The following is a 17,069-nucleotide window of genomic DNA, read 5'->3' on the forward strand; positions in this document are numbered from 1 at the left end:
GGGCCGGCTCAATGCGCGACGACGGTGAATCGGGAGGTGCGCCGCTCCAGATGATGCTCGTGTCCACGCCATCGCGGCGGTAGTTCCGGGCGAAAGGTGGTGCTCGAGTAGTAGACATGCTTGGCGAACTCGACGACCACAAGGTAGGCCACCACCATGACCACGACGAGCAGGTAGAAGCCGATCGGCAGTCGCACGAACCCCAGGGCGGAGGCCAGCGGCGTGAACGGCAGGACGATCCCGATCAGCAGGACGACGGTCACGGCCGCGACGAGTACCGGCGCCGCGCGACTGCGCAGAAACGGGATGCGGCGTGTGCGGATCGCGAAGACGATGAGTGTCTGGGTGGCCAGTGATTCCACGAACCATGCGGTGTGGAACTCGGCCGCCTGTGCGTGGAAGATGTTGATCAGGGCGGCGAAGGTCAGGAAGTCGAACAGTGAACTGATCGGGCCGAAGTAGAGCATGAAGCGCCGGATCGCCGCGATGTCCCAATGCGACGGTGACCGTAGGTTTTCCGGGTCGACCCGATCGCTCGGGATCGCCAGCTGGCTGCCGTCGTAGAGCAGGTTGTTCAGCAGGATCTGACTGGGCAGCATCGGCAGGAACGGCAGGATCGCGGAAGCGCCTGCGGCGCTGAACATGTTGCCGAAGTTGCTCGACGCGCTCATCTGGACGTACTTGATGGTGTTCGCGAAGGTGCGCCGGCCCTCGGCGACCCCGCGGGCGAGCACACCGAGATCCTTCTCCAGCAGAACGACATCCGCGGAATCCTTGGCGACGTCGGTGGCGCTGTCGACGGAGATGCCGACGTCGGCCCGGTGCAGGGCGAGTGCGTCGTTCACGCCGTCCCCGAGAAAGGCGACGGACTGCCCGTGCTGCCGCAGGGCGCCGACGATGTGGGCCTTCTGCTCGGGTGTGACGCGGGCGAAGACGGTGCGCTCCCGGACGATCCGGGTGAACTCGTCGTCGTCGAGGCGGGCGAGTTCGGGGCCGGTGATGCTGCCGCCGGAGGTCATCCCGAGGTCGGCCACGACCTTGTCGGCCACCACCACGTTGTCGCCGGTGGCGACCTTGACGGTGATGTGCAGGTCAGCGAGCTCCTTCAGAGACTGCGCCGCAGAGGTTTTCGGTTTGTCCAGGAATTCGAGGAAGCCGGTCAGGGTCAGGTCACGTTCGTCGCCGTCGCCGATCGTGTCGCGATCGTCCGGCATCTCGCGGGTCGCGAGTGCGACCACCCGGGAGCCCTGGGCGAACAGCCCGTCCAGGGTCGCCTGGGCGGTGGGCGCGATCGTGGTGCAGCGCTCCAGGATTCGCTCGGGTGCGCCCTTGACCACCAGCCGGTGTCGGCCGTCGGGTCCGACCGAGATCGCGGACGCCATCTGCCGGACGTGGTCGAACGGTCGTGTGGTGATCCGGCGGTAGCGCGACACCTGGTCGGCGACCGCCCCGGCGCCCTGCCACAGGGCCTTGTCGAGGTCGTTTCCACTGGTGACGCCCTCCGCCGCAGTGGAATCCGTGGACAGCAGGCCGGTCAGCAGGACGTGGTCGTCGGTGCGGCCATCGGGGCACACCGCCGCGATGAAGGCGATGCGTCCCTCGGTCAGCGTGCCGGTCTTGTCGGTGAGCAGGATGTCGACGTCGCCGAGGTCCTCGATCGCCACCAGGCGCTTGACCAGTACCTTCGCGGCGGCGAGTCGTCGTGAACCGGCCGCCAGGGCGGTGGTCACCACCGCGGGGAGGAGTTGCGGTGTGATCCCGACGGCGATCGCCAGCGCGAACAGCAGCGATTCGATGAGCGGGCGGCCCAGGATGAGATTCGCGATGATGATGAAGATCGTCAGCAGCACCGCCACCTGGAGGAGGAGCACCGAGAACTTCGAGAGGCCCTTCTGAAAGGCGGTCTGCGGCGGATCGTCTCCGAGTCCGGCTGCCACCGAACCGAACTCGGCGCGTTCCCCGGTGGCGACGACGACGCCCGCGCCGGCCCCGGCCTGCACCACGGTGCCCATGTAGGCGCAGTTCGTGCGCTCGCCGAGGGGAGTGTCGGCGGCAAGCGTGTCGAGCTGTTTGGCGACGGCGGCCGATTCGCCGGTGAGCACACTCTCGTTGCATTCCAGATCGGTGACCTCGGTCAGCCGGAGGTCGGCGGGCACGAGCTGGCCGAGCACGATGCGGACCATGTCGCCCACCACCAGGCCGGCGACGTCGACGGTCTGCGCTCGTCCGTCGCGAATCACCGTGGTGCTGTGGTGAACCCGATCGTGCAGCGCCTCGGTCGCCTTGGCTGCCCGGTACTCGTTGACGAATCCGCCGAGCACACTCGCGGTCAGGATGATGCCGATCACCACGGCGTCATTGCGGTCACCGAGGGCGAACGCCAGTACGGCGGTCACGATCAGCAAGACCATGAGGGCACTGCGGAACTGGTTGATCAGGATATGCCAGGGACGGGCCCGGACGGTCCGCAATGCGTTGGGGCCGTTTCGGGCCAGGCGTGCGGCCGCCTCGGCCTCGGTCAAGCCGTCCGGGCTCGACTCGGTGGCCCGCAGCACGTCCTCGACGCTCGCGTGCCACGCGGATGTCGTGGTCATACCGCCGGATTCTGCTATTTCGCGACCGTATCCGCAGCGGAGCGCCGAGACAATTCATCGAGTTGTCGGATGGCCGGCGTGGCGTCGAGCAGGGCGGTGCGCAGGTCGTCGGGAAGACGGGCGATCAGATCGCCGATTCGTTCGGTGCCCCGTTCCCGGCGTCGCGTCGAGTACTCGAGGCCGGCGTCGGTCAGTTCGACGAGCGTGGCGCGTCCGTCGGCGGGATCGTGGCGCCGGCGGACGTGGCCGGACTTCTCCAGTGAGCCGACGAGCGCGGTCATCGACGGCTGCGTCACGCCCTGGATACCGGCGAGTGCGGTGATGCGCTGCGGGCCGTGCATGCGCAGGGTCGACAGTGTCGACACCGATGTCAGGCTCATGTCCCGCGGCTGCTGTCGGAGGAAATCGGAGATCAGCGAGTACAGCGCGTCCGCGGATTCGTGCAGGTCGTCGTGCATGGTCTCAGTCTATTGGGTCACATCGGGGTTGCATAGAATATTTATATAAAGTATCTATGTATTTATGCCTTCCACGTCTTCCATCACCTCCGCGTTCCAGCAGCCCCGCGCCGTGTGGGCGGTCGCGTTCGCCTGCGTCGTGTCGTTCATGGGGATCGGGTTGGTCGACCCGATCCTCCCGTCGCTGTCGGCCCAGCTCGACGCCACGCCGTCGCAGGTGACCCTGCTGTTCACCAGCTACCTCGTGGTCACCGCGATGGCCATGCTCGTCACCGGGTGGGTTTCGAGCCGGATCGGCGCGAAACGGACGCTGATCGTCGGTCTGGTGCTGATCGTGGCCTTCGCCGCGGCCGCGGGCTTCAGTGGTTCGATCGCCCAGATCGTCGGCTTCCGCGCCGGCTGGGGACTGGGCAACGCCCTGTTCATCGCGACCTCCCTCGCGGTGATCGTCGGAGCGTCGAGCGGCGGATTCGCCGGCGCGATCGTGCTCTACGAGACCGCGCTGGGCGTGGGTATCGCGCTCGGTCCGCTGGTCGGAGGCCTGCTGGGCACCGTCAGCTGGCGCGGCCCGTTCTTCGGTGTCGCGGTGCTCATGTTGATCGCGCTTGTCGCCACCATCACGCTGCTGCCCGCCACGCCGACGCCGACCGAGAAATCGTCGATCATCGAACCCATTGCGGCACTGCGGCATCGGAGCCTGGCCATCACCAGCGTCACCGGCCTGCTGTACAACTGGGGCTTCTTCACCATCCTCGGCTACGCGCCCTTCCTGATGCACCTGTCGGCCCCCGAGCTCGGGTTCGTCTTCTTCGGCTGGGGTATCCTGGTGGCCCTGTTCGCGGTCTTCGGCGCCCCGATCCTCAAGTCGCGCTTCGGCACTCCCAGGACCCTGTACGGCGCGCTGGCCGGCATGGCCGTCGTCTGCCTGGTGATCGGCATCTGGTCGGACGACCGCTGGGTGGTCATCGGTGCGGTGATCGCGTCGGGCATCTTCGTCGGTCTCAACAACACCCTGGTCACCACCGCCGTCATGAGCATCGCGCCGGTGCCGCGCCCCGTCGCCTCGGCCACCTACGGATTCGTCCGCTTCATCGGTGGTGGACTCGCGCCGTTCGCCGCCGGAAAGCTGGTGGAACACTTCAACGCTCACGTCCCGTTCGTGATCGGTGCGATGGCCGTCGCCGTCGGAGCGGTGGTGCTGAGCACGGTCCACGCCGCACTCGAGGTCGCCGACCGCGAGGAGGCGTTGCCGGTGTCGTCCGAGCGGCAGCGTGCCGAGGACGCCGTGTCGCGGATCCCGGCGGTCGAGGAGGAGTCGATTCTCGCCGGGACGGCCCTCGCCGAGGACAAGCGGTTCGCGGACCGCGCGTGAGCGCGGAGGTCAGCCCATCCGCCCGACCTCGGCCAGCCCGCGACGGACCTTCTCCTCCACCTCGACCGCGATCTCGCGATGTCGGGCGGCGCCCCGGTGGTCGCCGATCAGTTCGGCCAGCTCGGCCAGCACGACATCCGTCGGACCGAAAGCCACACTGCCGGAATTGAGTCCGGCCACCGTGCCGGAGAACCCGGACAGCTCCGCATAGAGTTCCCGGCCTTCCTCGACCATGCCGAGGCGGACCAGTGCGCGGGCGTGAAACGCTTCCATGGCCGTCCAGTAATAGTCACGCTGTGGACGCGGCCGCTGCTCGGCGATCGTGCGGGCCTGTTCGGTCCGGCCGGCATCGAGCAGGCTGATTGCGTACACCCAACCCATCCGGTCGGGCGCAATTGCATAGAGCTCATCAAGCGCGTCCACGAGATGCGCGAACGACCCCCGGTACCACGACACCACGAGTTGCCCGACGACGCCGATGTTGGCGCCGTTCGGCAGGCCGGCCGACACCAGGTTCGCCGACACCGCGGCATAGCCACGCTCGGCCTGATCGAGATCGCCGCGCAAGACGTCGAGCACCGCGTTGTACGTGGACAGCACCACCACCAGTTCGCCGACGCGACCACTGTTCGCCGTCCGCAGCGCGAGTCGCATCTCGGCAACCGCACCGGGGAGGTCGACCCGCGCGTTCAACGCCTGGAACATGCCCCAATGCGCCGCCGCCTGGTAGGCGAAATTGTTCGACTCTTCTGCCGCACGGAGAAATTCGGCGGCGATATCCAGGAGGTCATGGTGCCTCTCCGGTCCCAGGGCGGTGAACACCCGGGCGTTCAGGGTCGCGCAACGCAACTCCGGATCGGCGATCTCGTGCGCCAGTTCGACGGCCTCCGCAGAATAGGCGGCCGCCCGGTCCAGGTCGTTGCCCTCGAACTCCAGCGCCGCCGTCACCAGCAACCGCGCCCGGTCCGCCCCCGATGTGGCCGGCAGGATCTCGAGCACCGCCGACGTCATGACCGGATCGGCATCACCCTGCGGACGAGTCGTCCAGATGTGCGGGGTACGCCAGCATGTCAGGACGTCGAGTATCACCGCACGGTCACCGAGCTCCTGCGCCAGTCTCAAGGCCTCGTTCCGGCGCGTCCGTGCCTCGGTGACGTCGCCCTTGTACGCCAGTGCCGTGACGAGGTTGCGCATGGCGTCGATCAGCGCGATCCGATCGGCGACGCCGGCGTCGGCGTGGTCGTGGCCGGCCATGAGATGCAGGTCGACGGCCGCCCGCCACAACGGCACCGAATCGGCCTTGAACTCGGTGTCGAAGCGTTGCCGCGCAACGGGTTCGACCATCGCCAGCGCCTCGCCGACGGTCGAGCTCCGCGCGCCGAGTGCCGCGTGGTGCGCGAGCTCCTCGGCGTCCGGGCGGGGCTGAGCCCGCAGCGTCTGCATTGTCTGCCAGTGCATCCGCCGTCGCCGCAGAGCCGGGATGGCGTCATAGACCGCGTCGCGGACCAGCACATGGTTGAACCGCACCCGGTCGACGGTCGCGGTCAGCAAACCCGCGACGGTCGCGGAGTCGATCGCGTCGAGCACGACATCCTCGGTGTCCGAACGGTCGTCCCCCGTCGAGGCCCACAAAGCCACCAGGGTGTCGATCTCCGCCTCACGTCCGCACACTGAGGCCAGCCGAAGCATCGACGCGGTATCCGCCGGCAGGCGGTCCACCCGGCGCAACAGCACGTCGCGCACCCCGACCGGCACCGACGTCATCGCTTCCTGCGGCCCGCGCGACGCGACCAGCTTGGCCAACTCCCGGACGAAGAGAGGATTGCCGTCGGTCCGGCGGCGCAGCAGGTCCAGGGTGGCCGGGGTGAGCGGCCACAGGCCGACCGAGCGCGCGAGATCTTCGATTCCGGCGTCCGAAAGTCCCTGTAGGGCAATGTTATCCGCGGTCACCGAGACCAGCGAGGCGCCCGAGGCCAACAGCTCCGAGCCGGCCTCCGACGCTCGGTAGGTGGCCACCACGAGGACCGGATGTCGTGACATCCAGGTGACCACCTGGCGCATCACCTGCAGCGTCGCGCTGTCCGCGCGATGCACGTCGTCGAGGACGATCAGCACGCTGGATCGGGTGGCGGCCTGCTCGACCGCGGTCACCACGAGTCGTGCCAGCCCGAACGCGTCGTCGGCATCCGGCGTGGCGCCGAGGCCGTGCAGGATCTCGCGCCACGCCCACGCCGACGGTGCACCGTCGACCTCGGGACAGTGCCCGGTCACGGTGGTCCAGCCCAGGGCGCCGAGGCGGTCGGCGAAGAGCTGGGCGAGGGTGGACTTTCCGCCGCCGGCCTCGGCGCTCACCCACACGATGCGCAGTCCGGTCTCGGTGGCGGTGGTCGCATGCTCGGTGAGCTTCTCGAGCTCGGCTTCGCGTCCCGTCGGCGGGTGGCGCAGCGGTGTGCGTCGGTCGGATTGCCCGGTGTCGCGTGCGTCGGGCGCGTCGGGGACCGCTGCCACCGGCGCGCGGCCGGTGAGCAGGGCCGGGTCGTGGCGCAGGATTGCCTGCTCGAGTTCCCCGATGGCGGGTCCGGGATCGATGCCCAGTTCGTTTGCGAGGTGAGTTCGCAAGGCGCGCAGGGTCTCCAACGCGTCGGCTTGGCGCCCCAGTTGATACTGCGCGTGCGCGAGCAGCCGGAAGAGTTCCTCACGTGTCGGGTGGGCGGCGCACAGGGCGGGCAACACCGCGGTCACCTCGTCGGGCCGGCCCAGGTCGAGGGCAGCGGCCGCGCGCTTCTCCAGCGCCACCATGCGCAACTCGTCGAGCCGGGCCGCCTCGGCCATCGCCCACGGCTGCGTGGCGTACGGGCCGTACGGCTCACCCGACCACAGGCCGAGCGCCGTGGACAGCCGACCGTGGCGGTCGGCCGGATCGGTCCCGGGGTCGTTGACCAGATGCTCGAACTGCCAGACGTCGACACCGTCGACGGGCAGTCGCAGCGCGTATCCGGGGGGTTCGGTGACGAGAATCCGCGCGGCCGCGCGCGGCGGACGATCCGGCTCCAGGACCCGACGCAGGTTGGAGATATGTGCCTGCAGGCTGGCCAGCGCTTTCGGCGGCGGTTCACCGTTCCACAGATCGTCGATGAGCCGGTCCGTGGACACCACGTGGCCGTCGGCCACCACGAGTCGGGCGAGAACGGCCCGCTGGCCGGGCGCGCCGAGTTCGGTTGGCTGCGAATCCATCGTCAGCGCGATGGGCCCCAACATGGACAGACGCACGACGGCGGGATTCGCCTGATCGTCGATGCGCACCGACATCGTTCTACACTCCTGGGGCTCTCTGCCTGACTCGCAGAGCCTAGCGCGCATGCCCGGTTTGTGGTCTTTGAACAGGCGTCGGGGCGCGCGGCTACAGTCGAGGACGGGTGCTGAAACAGTCCGGCACCGACATTCGTACGAAATAGACACCGGATCGACGCCGATGGAGGCGATATGTCCGAGAGCAACGATTTCTATACGACGAGGGATTCGGGAGCGCCGGCAGGCAGCGACGAACACTCGCTGACCGTGGGGGCCGCCGGCCCGATCGTCCTGCACGACCACTACCTGATCGAGCAGATGGCCCAGTTCAACCGTGAACGCATCCCCGAACGTCAGCCGCACGCCAAGGGCAGCGGCGCCTTCGGCACATTCGAGACCACCGGGGACGTCTCCGAGTTCACCTGCGCGGCATTGTTCCAGCCAGGGGTGAAGACGGACATGATGGTTCGGTTCTCCACCGTGGCCGGTGAGCGGGGAAGCCCCGACACGTGGCGTGACCCGCGCGGTTTCGCGCTGAAGTTCTATACCACCGAGGGCATCTACGACATGGTCGGCAACAACACGCCGGTCTTCTTCATCAAGGACCCGATGAAGTTCCAGCACTTCATCCGCTCGCAGAAACGCCGGGCCGACAACAACCTTCGCGACCACGACATGCAGTGGGACTTCTGGACGCTGTCACCCGAATCGGCTCACCAGGTCACCTGGCTGATGGGCGACAGGGGGATACCGAAGACGTGGCGGCACATGAACGGCTACAGCTCGCACACCTACATGTGGGTCAACGCCCAGGGCGTCAAACACTGGGTGAAGTACCACTTCATCAGCGATCAGGGCGTGGAGTTCATGACGCAGGACGAAGCCGACCAGATGGCCGGGCGCGACGGCGACCACCACGTGCGGGATCTGTTCGACTCGATCGCGGGCGGCGACCGGCCGAGCTGGACCCTCAAGGTGCAGCTCATGCCGTATGAGGACGCGCTGAGCTACCGGTTCAACCCGTTCGACCTCACCAAGGTGTGGCCGCACAGCGACTATCCGCTGCAGGTGGTCGGCACCATGACCTTGCACACCAACCCGACCGACAACCACGCGCAGATCGAGCAGGCCGCGTTCGAGCCGAACAACGTCGTGCCCGGCATCGGATTCAGTCCCGATCGCATGCTGCTCGGCCGCGTGTTCTCCTATGCCGATGCCCATCGTGCGCGACTCGGCGTGAACTACAAGCAGATTCCGGTCAACGCCCCGCGCAACGACGTGCACTCGTACTCGAAAGACGGTGCGATGCGGATCAATCCGGTCTCCGACCCGGTGTACGCGCCGAACTCCAAGGGCGGTCCCGCGGCGGTCTATCCGGGACAGCCGGAGCCCCAGTGGGCGGCCGACGGTGACATCGTCCGCAGCGCCTACGTCGACCATCCCGCCGACGACGACTGGGGTCAACCGGGCACGCTCGTCCGCGAGGTGATGGACGATGCGGCCCGGGATCGGTTGGTGGACAACGTCGTCGGACATCTCCTGGACGGGGTGACCGAGCCGGTGCTGGTGCGCGCCTTCGAGTACTGGACCCGCATCGATCCCGACGTCGGCGCCCGGATCAAGTCGGGTGTCACCGAGAAGGCCGGCGACTCGTAGCATGCCGGGCCCGACCCGCCGTGTGCAGATCGCCGACGTGTCGGTGGCGTTCCCGTCACCGCCGTCGGCCACCTTCGACTACCTCGCCGATCCGGGCAACCGGCCGCGGTGGCAGTCGAGTCTGCGCCGGATCGACGACCTGCACATGGTGGGGGAGGGGCCGGGCGAGGCCGGGACGGCGTGGACGGATGTCACTGCCGTGCCCGGTATCTCGCCGCGCATGGAGATCGTCGGGTCCGACGCGCCGCGCCGTTGGGAGGAGATCGGGGCGTGGCATCTCGTCGATGCCCGCCTGGTCCTCGACTTCGACGGGCCGTCCGACGGACCCACGCAGGTGCGCGCCCGGGCCTGGCTCACCGTGCCGATCGTGCTCGCCCCGGCGCTCATCGCCGTGCGCCTGATCGCGCCGTCGGCGCTGGCCGCAGACCTGCGTGCCGCGGCGAAAGAACTTGGCACGAAAGGTGATTCCGCGGTCCGGTGATCAGCCGACGGCGGTGGCGGCCAACGTATCCGCGGCGCGCACCATCGCCAGATGGGAGAACGCTTGCGGCACATTGCCGGCCTGCCGTTCGTCGTCGACGTTGTACTCCTCGGCGAACAACCCGACATCGTTGGCGGTCCCGCACGCGCGCCGCATCAACGCTTCCGCGTCGTCGCGCCGCCCGGTCCGCGCATACTGGGTGACCAGCCAGAAACTGCATGCGAGGAACGGGTGTTCGCCCCCGGCGAGTCCGTCGACGCCGGAGTCGGTGCGGTAGCGCATCACCAGCCCGCCCCGCATCAGGGTCCGCTCGATCTCGGCGACGGTCGCGAGCATGCGCGGATCGTCGTACGCGCAGAATCCGACCTGCGGAAGCAGGAGCAGTGACGCGTCGACCTCGTCGCTGCCCGCATACTGCACGAAGTACCCCGAATCCCGGTGCACGCCTTCGGTATCGATCTCGTCGCGCACGCGGTCCCGCAGTTCGGTCCAATGATCGGGAGAACCCTCGAGATGGTGCTCGACGACGGCGCGCACACCGCGATCGAACGCAGCCCAGATCATCGCCCGCGAATACGTGAACATCTGTGGTGCGCCACGCATCTCCCAGATCCCGTTGTCCGGCTTCTCCAGGTTCGCCTCGACGCGCTCGAGTAACGACTTCTGCAGCGACCACGACAGTGCCGTTTCGGCCAAGCCGGCCTCGCGTGCCGCCTCCAAGCCGACCATCACCTCTCCGATCACGTCGGCCTGATACTGCTTGAACGCCCCGTTGCCGATCCGCACCGGCGCGGAGGATTCGTAGCCGGGTAGGTTCTCGAGTTCCCGTTCGGGCAGATCCCGTTCGCCCGCAATGCCGTACATGATCTGAAGTTCGTCCGAGTTGCCCGCGATCGCCCTCAGCAACCACATCTGCCAGTGTTCGGCGACGTGCAGAAATCCGTGCCGGACAAGAGCTTCGAGCGTCAGCGACGCGTCACGCAGCCACACGAACCGGTAGTCCCAGTTGCGGCCGCCGCCGAACTGTTCGGGCAGCGACGTGGTGGCCGCCGCGACAATGCCGCCGGTGTCGAGATTACTCAAGGCGCGCAACACGATCAGCGACCGGATGACCTCGTCATGGTGTGGGCCGGAGTGATCGATGCGGCTCGACCATCGGGTCCACCAGTCGTGGGTATCGGTGAGCGCGGCGCTGACGTCGAGCGGCGCGGGCTCGTTCCGGTACGAGTGGTACCAGGTCAGCGTCAGATCCACGGTGATGGTCGGTTCGACGGTGAAGTAGCCGCGGTGGACGCTGCCCGCCGCATGGTGTTCGGCGCCCCGCACCACGATCGCATCCGGACCGGCGATCGCCCGCAGGCCCGGTCCCTTCTCGTCGCCGACCTGACGCACCCACGGCACGGCCCGTGCGTAGTCGAAACGCATGCGCAATTCGGACACGAACTCCACATGCCCGGAGACGCCGATCACCCGGCGCACCAGGTCGACCCGGCCGCCGTCGATCGGCATGAACTCGTGCACCTCGGCCACTCCCGTCGGGGTCTCCCAGCGGGTGACCAGGATCAGCGTGTCGCCGTCGTAGCGGCGGCTGACCCGGGCATCGGGATCGGTCGGGGCCAGGTTCCAATGGCCGTGTTCCTCGGTGCCGAGCAGCGCACCGAAGATCGACGCGGAGTCGTAGCGCGGGAGACAGAACCAGTCGATACCGCCTTCTCGGGAGATCACCGCGGCGGTCCGGCAGTCTCCGACGATGGCGTAATCCTCGATGCGAGCCATGTGCTCGATTGTGTCCGATGGGGTTACCGTCGTGCATGGGCGATACCACGACACTGTTCATCTTCGGCGCCAACGGGGACCTGACCAAACGCCTGCTGCTCCCGGCCCTGGGGCAGCTCCTGACCCTCGAACCCGAACGTCGTGTGCGTCTCGTCGGGGTCGGCCGGCGGGAGATCGCCGACGACGAGTGGCGCACGGAGGTGCGCAGCTGCTTCGGCGACGACGCCGGCCACACCGCCGAACAGGTCGCCGACGACTCCACCTTCCTGACCGCCGACGTCACCACCGCGGACGGCTTGCGAACGGTGTTCGACGCCGCCGACGGACGCGCGGTGCTCTACTTCGCGGTGCCACCGAGCGTCGCGCTCGCCTCGTGCACCGCCATGCAGGACGTCGACATCCCCGCGGGCACGATCCTCGCGCCGGAGAAGCCGTTCGGCACCGACGAGAAGAGCGCCCACGAGTTCAACCAGCTGCTGACCGGTCTGGTGCCGGAGAACCAGGTCTTCCGGGTCGACCACTTTCTCGGACAATCGGTCCTGCTCGACCTTTTCGGGGTGCGCTTCGCCAACCGGGTGTTCGAACCCATCTGGTCGGCCGAACACATCGAATCCGTCGTCATCCGGTTCGACGAACCACTGGGCCTCGAAGGGCGTGCGGGCTACTACGATTCGTCGGGCGCACTCGAGGACATGCTGCAGAGCCACCTATTGGAACTGTTGGCGGTGATCGCAATGGACCCGCCGGCGTCGTTGGGCGAACGAGACCTGCGAGATGCCACGGCCGCTGCACTGCGGGCGACCCGCGTGTGGGACGACGATCCGGTCGGCTCATCCCGGCGAGCGCGCTACACCGCCGGCCGGGTCGGCGACAGGCAACTGCCGTCATACGTCGACGAGGACGGGGTGGACCCGTCGCGCGAGACCGAAACCCTCGCCGAGGCGACGTTCGAGGTGCGGACGGCGCGCTGGCAGGGTGTGCCCTTCACGCTGCGATCGGGCAAGGCACTCGAGCCGCCGAACAAGGAGATCGTGCTCACGTTCCGGCCGGTGCGACACATGCCCGCCCAGTTCAGTGGTGACCGGTCGCCGAACCGGCTGCATCTCCAGTTCGCCCCCGACCAGATGACCCTGTGCGTCAATGTGCACAGCGGGACAAAGCCTTTCGAACTGACGCGCGCCGAGGTCAGCACCGACCTCGGTGTGGGTTCGGTGCACGCCTACGCGGAGGTGCTCGCCGGAATCCTCGACGGCGACGCCACCCTGGCGGTGCGCGGCGACGCGGCCGAACAGTGCTGGCGTATCGTCGCCCCGATCCTCGACGCGTGGCGCGCCGGGAAGGTTCCGTTGGACGAGTACCCCGCGGGGTCGGCCGGCCCCGCCGACTGGCCGACGATCTGATCGCGGCGGCGCGACGTGTCTGGTGTGTCGGTCTCCTCGCCCGCCGGGCGATGGCTGATCGCCGGAAGCGTGCTGGGTTCCGGTGTCGCATTCCTGGACAGCACCGTCATCAACGTCGCGCTGCCCGCGCTGGCCCGCGAGCTCGACGCCGGATTGCAGGGGCAGCAATGGGTTCTCGACGGCTACCTGCTCACCCTGAGCGCCCTGATCCTCGCGGGTGGCGCCGCGGGTGACCGGTACGGCCGCCGGCGCGTGTTCGTGATCGGACTCGGGCTGTTCGCCGTCGCGACCGTTGGGTGCGCGCTGGCCCCCACGACCGGCTGGCTGATCGGCGCGCGCATCGTGCAGGGTGTCGGTGCCGCCGCGGTGGTTCCCGGCAGCCTGGCCTTGATCGACGCCGGGATCGTCGAGTCCGAGCGTGGGCGGGCCATCGGACTGTGGGCGGGGATGTCCGGTGCGACAACGGCATTGGGCCCATTCGTCGGCGGTTGGCTGGTGGACACCGGGTCGTGGCGATGGGTGTTCTTCCTGTCCGTGCCGGTCGCGCTCGGCGCCATGTGGATCGCGGTGCGGCACATCACCGAGTCGCGAGATCTCGCCGACTCCGGGCGGCTCGACATCGTCGGAGCGGCCGCGATCACCGTCGGCCTCGCCGGCCTGGTGTACGCCCTGATCGAGGGCCCGTCGCAGGGGTGGGACGCCCGAACGATCGTCGCCGCGGTGCTCGGTGCCGCCGCGATCGTGTCGTTCTTCGTGATCGAATCGCAAAGCGCGGCACCGCTGTTGCCCCTCGGGCTGTTCCGGTCGGCGCAGTTCACCGGCGCCAATCTGACCACCTTCCTGGTCTATGCCGGGCTCGGGGGAGCCTTGTTCCTCCTGGCGTTGCAGCTCCAGCAGAGCATGGGCTACTCGGCCCTCGAGGCGGGGCTGGCGACGTTGCCGTTCACCGTGATCATGCTGTTCGGGTCGCCGCTGTCCGGCAGGCTCGCCGGCCTCACCGGGCCACGCCTCCCGATGACGATCGGTCCGTTCGTCGCGGCAACCGGATTGGCCTTGCTGGCTCGCGCCGTGCCGGGCGCCGGGTACCTCGAGGCGGTGCTGCCGGCCGTCGTCGTGTTCGGCCTCGGCATGACCATCACCGTCGCGCCCCTGACCGCCGCCGCGCTCGGTGCGGTCGACGCCGCACGTTCCGGCATCGCCTCGGGTGTCAACAACGCGGTGGCCCGCGTCGCGAGTCTCCTGGCGGTCGCCGTGTTGCCCGTCGTCGCCGGCCTTCACGCAGGTCCGGGCCAGCCGCTCGGTCCGGGATTCTTCACGGCCATGATCATCGCAGCGATCTGTTGCGCAGCAGGCGGATTGGTCGCTGCCGCCACCATCCGCTCCGGCGTGGGACCGCGGCCGCACGTACAGCCGTCGATCAGTCACGCGTGTCAGCCGCCGGAGCCGGCCGATACGCAATACTGAACCGATGACCACACCCGAAATCCCCACGCAATGGCGACAGCGGTCGCTGCTCGCAATCTTCCTCGCCGCGTTCGTCACCCAGAACGCCATCGCCGTGCCCTACGTCCGTGAGAACGGATGGCGTTCGACGGCAGACTTCTTCGGCGGTGACATCCTCAAGACCACACCCGGCAGGTTCGCCATGGTCGACCTGACGTACGTGGTCATCGGGTTTCACGTGTGGGCGTTCGCGGAGGCCAAGCGGCTCAACATCCTTCGTTGGTGGGCCGCATCGGTCGCGATGACGTTCGGGGTCGGTATCGCCACCGCGATCCCGTTCTTCTTCCTGGCCCGGGATCGGGCGCTGGTGGCGGCACGCTGAATTTGTTCGACTCTTGGGTATGCTGGCATACGTGAAACGGACGACGGTCAAGATCCCCGATGACCTCGACGCACGTCTCCGGCATGAGGCGCGCCGACGGAACATGACCATCTCGGAGGTGAGTCGTGAAGCGCTCGAGGCCTATCTCGGTGTTCCGGGTGGCCGTCGGCGGCTCAACGCTGCGGCAGCCGGCCGGAGCGGGCGTAGCGACGTTTCCGAACGCATCGAGGAGATTCTGGCTGCGGAGGTCGCACGATAGCGGCCATCATCGTCGATGCAGGTCCGCTGTATGCCTACGTCGACGCGGACGACGCACACCATCGATCATCGCTCGAGCTTCTCGAAACCCACCCAGGCCCACTGATCGTTCCGACGCTCGTCATCACCGAGGTGGTCTACCTACTGGGTACCCGGCTCGGCGTCGAAGCCGAAGTGAGATTTCTCGGTGACCTTGCCGATGGTGCGTTCGTCATTGAGCCGGTGGCAACGGGAGATTGGTTACGGATCGCCGAACTGGTGGTGCGATACCGGGACCTGCCACTCGGCACGGTGGACGCCTCCGTGGTGGCCGCGGCAGAGCGAAACGGCATCGATGAGATCGCGACCGTCGACCGCCGGCACTTCACGGTCGTCCGTCCGAGTCATGTCGAGGCCTTCACGCTCCTTCCGTGAATCCGCCTGTCCAGGTGGATCACTGCGTCGGAGAATCCGGCGGCGGAACCCGGAATGTCTGGCCGACCTCCACGGCGTCGACGCCGTCGAGTTCTCGCAACGTGGGTGCACACCCGTCGGGGGCCGACCCGCAGATGACGCCGACCTGATCGAGGACCTGGTCCACCTGCATCCCGGCGGCTCGGGCCGCCGCCGCGATCTCGGTGATCTTGCCCATGTGGTCGTCGGCCACGGTGAGCGTGACAACGTGCATGGGTTCAGGCTAACCCGAGGATCAGGGCGCGAGGCACAATCCGCTGCCCACATCGGTGGACGCGGCGGTGAGTCGCTGGGCGTGCTGGACGATCTGTGTCCACAGGTCGCGGCCGGTGGCGCCGGTCTGCTGATGCCAGAGCGCGGCGAGCCCGGCAACGTGCGGCGTGGCCATGCTGGTCCCGCTGATCGTGTTGTACCGCTGCGGCATCAACCACGACGAGTACACGTCGACGCCGGGACCGGCCACGTCGATCTGGCCGCCCTCGACTGCCGTGCCGGCCGCCGAGAACGTCGCGACACGCATCGTGTGGTCGACGGCGGCGATCGCCATGATCGACGGACTGTTGGCCGGCACACCGACGAAACCGGGGTCGGCAGGTCGGTTGGCGTTGTTCCCGGCGGCCGCGACGATCAAGGTCCCGGCGGTCAGCGCCCGCGACCCGACCCGCTCGTAGGCGACCGACGGCGTTCGGACGTCGGCGCCCAACGACATCGAGATCACCTGACAACCGGACGCTATGGCCCAGTTGATGCCGGCCAAGATGCCCGCGTCCGTACCGGATCCGTCGTTGCCGAGCACCTTGCCGACATGGATCTCGACGTCGGGTGCCACCCCATAGCGTCGGGTGCCGTCCGGATGTGCCGGTCCGGCAACGGTTCCCACGCAGTGGGTGCCGTGGCCGTGTGCGTCGCGGGCATCCTCGCCGGAGATGAACGATCTGGAGACGATCGTCCGGCCGGCGAAATCGGGGTGGTCGAAGGTGAAGCCGGTGTCGAGCACCGCGACCTTGGTGCCGGTCCCGGTCGCCGTCGTGCGGTCGGCCCCGGTCGCCTGCAGCCCCCACGTGTACGCGTCCGTGTCGTCGTACATCTCGCGCATTCCGGGAATCCCGATGTCCGGCACGAGCCGTGCCGACAGGTCGGCGACACCATCGCGATAGCCGCGCACGTAGTCGGCCGACTCGGGCGACTCGATCGCGTAGTAGACCCGCTCGGGTTCGACGGCCAGGATCACGCCGCCGTCGACGGCGCGCAGCGCGTCGGCCTGATCGGCGTCCGCGGCGACGACGGCCACGCCGAGCTCGGCGAACAAGGTGGCGTCGGCCGCCGACATGTCGATGACCTGACCGTGAAAGTCGGCCGTGCTGGCCACCTCGGAGATCCCGGCGATGTCGCGCAGCACGGCGGCCGGGTCGGGCACCTCGGCCGGCTCGCCGAACACGACGATCACCCGGCTGATGGATTCCGTGCTGGTCACGTCGGTACCCCCTGTTGTCCGTCGATTCACG

Annotated in this window: 14 protein-coding genes; 8 read left to right on the forward strand and 6 right to left on the reverse strand. The window is 68.1% G+C overall.

Annotated features, from left to right (window positions below; all coding sequences use genetic code 11):
- Positions 1–8: 8 nt before the first annotated feature.
- Both mgtA and ACWDTI_RS25505 read right to left on the reverse strand, forming a co-directional pair.
- A complete protein-coding gene (gene mgtA / locus ACWDTI_RS25500; protein ID WP_449740928.1) occupies positions 9–2,594 on the reverse strand; it encodes a magnesium-translocating P-type ATPase in 2,586 nt (861 codons plus the stop codon).
- Between the two features lie 14 nt (positions 2,595–2,608).
- The gene (locus tag ACWDTI_RS25505) at positions 2,609–3,052 is read right to left on the reverse strand and encodes a MarR family winged helix-turn-helix transcriptional regulator (protein WP_449740929.1); all 444 of its coding nucleotides are present in this window, start codon (positions 3,050–3,052) and stop codon (positions 2,609–2,611) included.
- Between the two features lie 64 nt (positions 3,053–3,116).
- Here ACWDTI_RS25505 and ACWDTI_RS25510 point away from each other — a divergent pair, with 64 nt between their 5' ends.
- On the forward strand, positions 3,117–4,424 hold the full coding sequence (locus tag ACWDTI_RS25510) for an MFS transporter (protein ID WP_449740930.1): 1,308 nt from the start codon (positions 3,117–3,119) through the stop codon (positions 4,422–4,424).
- Between the two features lie 9 nt (positions 4,425–4,433).
- Here the strand turns inward: ACWDTI_RS25510 and ACWDTI_RS25515 are convergent, their stop codons facing one another.
- Positions 4,434–7,733, reverse strand: coding sequence for a BTAD domain-containing putative transcriptional regulator (locus ACWDTI_RS25515; protein ID WP_449740931.1), 3,300 nt, complete (start codon positions 7,731–7,733; stop codon positions 4,434–4,436).
- 174 nt (positions 7,734–7,907) lie between these two features.
- Between ACWDTI_RS25515 and ACWDTI_RS25520 the strand changes: the two genes are divergently transcribed.
- Entirely contained in the window at positions 7,908–9,371 is a 1,464-nt protein-coding gene (locus tag ACWDTI_RS25520) for a catalase (RefSeq protein WP_449740932.1), read from the forward strand.
- A gap of 1 nt (position 9,372) precedes the next feature.
- On the forward strand, positions 9,373–9,852 hold the full coding sequence (locus tag ACWDTI_RS25525) for an SRPBCC family protein (RefSeq protein ID WP_449740933.1): 480 nt from the start codon (positions 9,373–9,375) through the stop codon (positions 9,850–9,852).
- On the opposite strand, the gene ACWDTI_RS25530 is transcribed toward ACWDTI_RS25525, so the two are convergent.
- Positions 9,853–11,628 carry a glycoside hydrolase family 15 protein gene (locus tag ACWDTI_RS25530; RefSeq protein WP_449740934.1) on the reverse strand — a complete coding sequence of 592 codons (1,776 nt, stop codon included), beginning with the start codon at positions 11,626–11,628 and terminating at the stop codon, positions 9,853–9,855. It abuts the gene before it with no gap.
- 35 nt (positions 11,629–11,663) lie between these two features.
- Between ACWDTI_RS25530 and ACWDTI_RS25535 the strand changes: the two genes are divergently transcribed.
- The 5 genes from ACWDTI_RS25535 to ACWDTI_RS25555 are packed head-to-tail and all read left to right on the forward strand — an operon-like array spanning position 11,664 to position 15,525.
- Entirely contained in the window at positions 11,664–13,028 is a 1,365-nt protein-coding gene (locus ACWDTI_RS25535; RefSeq protein WP_449740935.1) for a glucose-6-phosphate dehydrogenase, read from the forward strand.
- A 15-nt stretch (positions 13,029–13,043) separates the two neighbouring features.
- Positions 13,044–14,492: an MFS transporter gene (locus ACWDTI_RS25540; RefSeq protein ID WP_449740936.1), complete on the forward strand. Its 1,449-nt coding sequence runs from the start codon at positions 13,044–13,046 to the stop codon at positions 14,490–14,492.
- Positions 14,493–14,496: 4 nt separating this feature from the next.
- Positions 14,497–14,853 (forward strand): DUF2834 domain-containing protein, encoded by a 357-nt coding sequence (locus ACWDTI_RS25545; RefSeq protein ID WP_449740937.1) that lies wholly within the window; start codon positions 14,497–14,499, stop codon positions 14,851–14,853.
- A 31-nt stretch (positions 14,854–14,884) separates the two neighbouring features.
- A complete protein-coding gene (locus tag ACWDTI_RS25550) occupies positions 14,885–15,112 on the forward strand; it encodes a ribbon-helix-helix domain-containing protein (protein WP_449740938.1) in 228 nt (75 codons plus the stop codon).
- An 8-nt stretch (positions 15,113–15,120) separates the two neighbouring features.
- Positions 15,121–15,525: a type II toxin-antitoxin system VapC family toxin gene (locus tag ACWDTI_RS25555; RefSeq protein ID WP_449740953.1), complete on the forward strand. Its 405-nt coding sequence runs from the start codon at positions 15,121–15,123 to the stop codon at positions 15,523–15,525.
- A 19-nt stretch (positions 15,526–15,544) separates the two neighbouring features.
- Here the strand turns inward: ACWDTI_RS25555 and ACWDTI_RS25560 are convergent, their stop codons facing one another.
- Both ACWDTI_RS25560 and ACWDTI_RS25565 read right to left on the reverse strand, forming a co-directional pair.
- Entirely contained in the window at positions 15,545–15,778 is a 234-nt protein-coding gene (locus tag ACWDTI_RS25560) for a hypothetical protein (RefSeq protein WP_449740939.1), read from the reverse strand.
- Between the two features lie 21 nt (positions 15,779–15,799).
- The gene (locus ACWDTI_RS25565; RefSeq protein ID WP_449740940.1) at positions 15,800–17,038 is read right to left on the reverse strand and encodes a S8 family serine peptidase; all 1,239 of its coding nucleotides are present in this window, start codon (positions 17,036–17,038) and stop codon (positions 15,800–15,802) included.
- Positions 17,039–17,069 lie beyond the last annotated feature (31 nt).

This window comes from Gordonia sp. NPDC003424, from assembly GCF_053588655.1.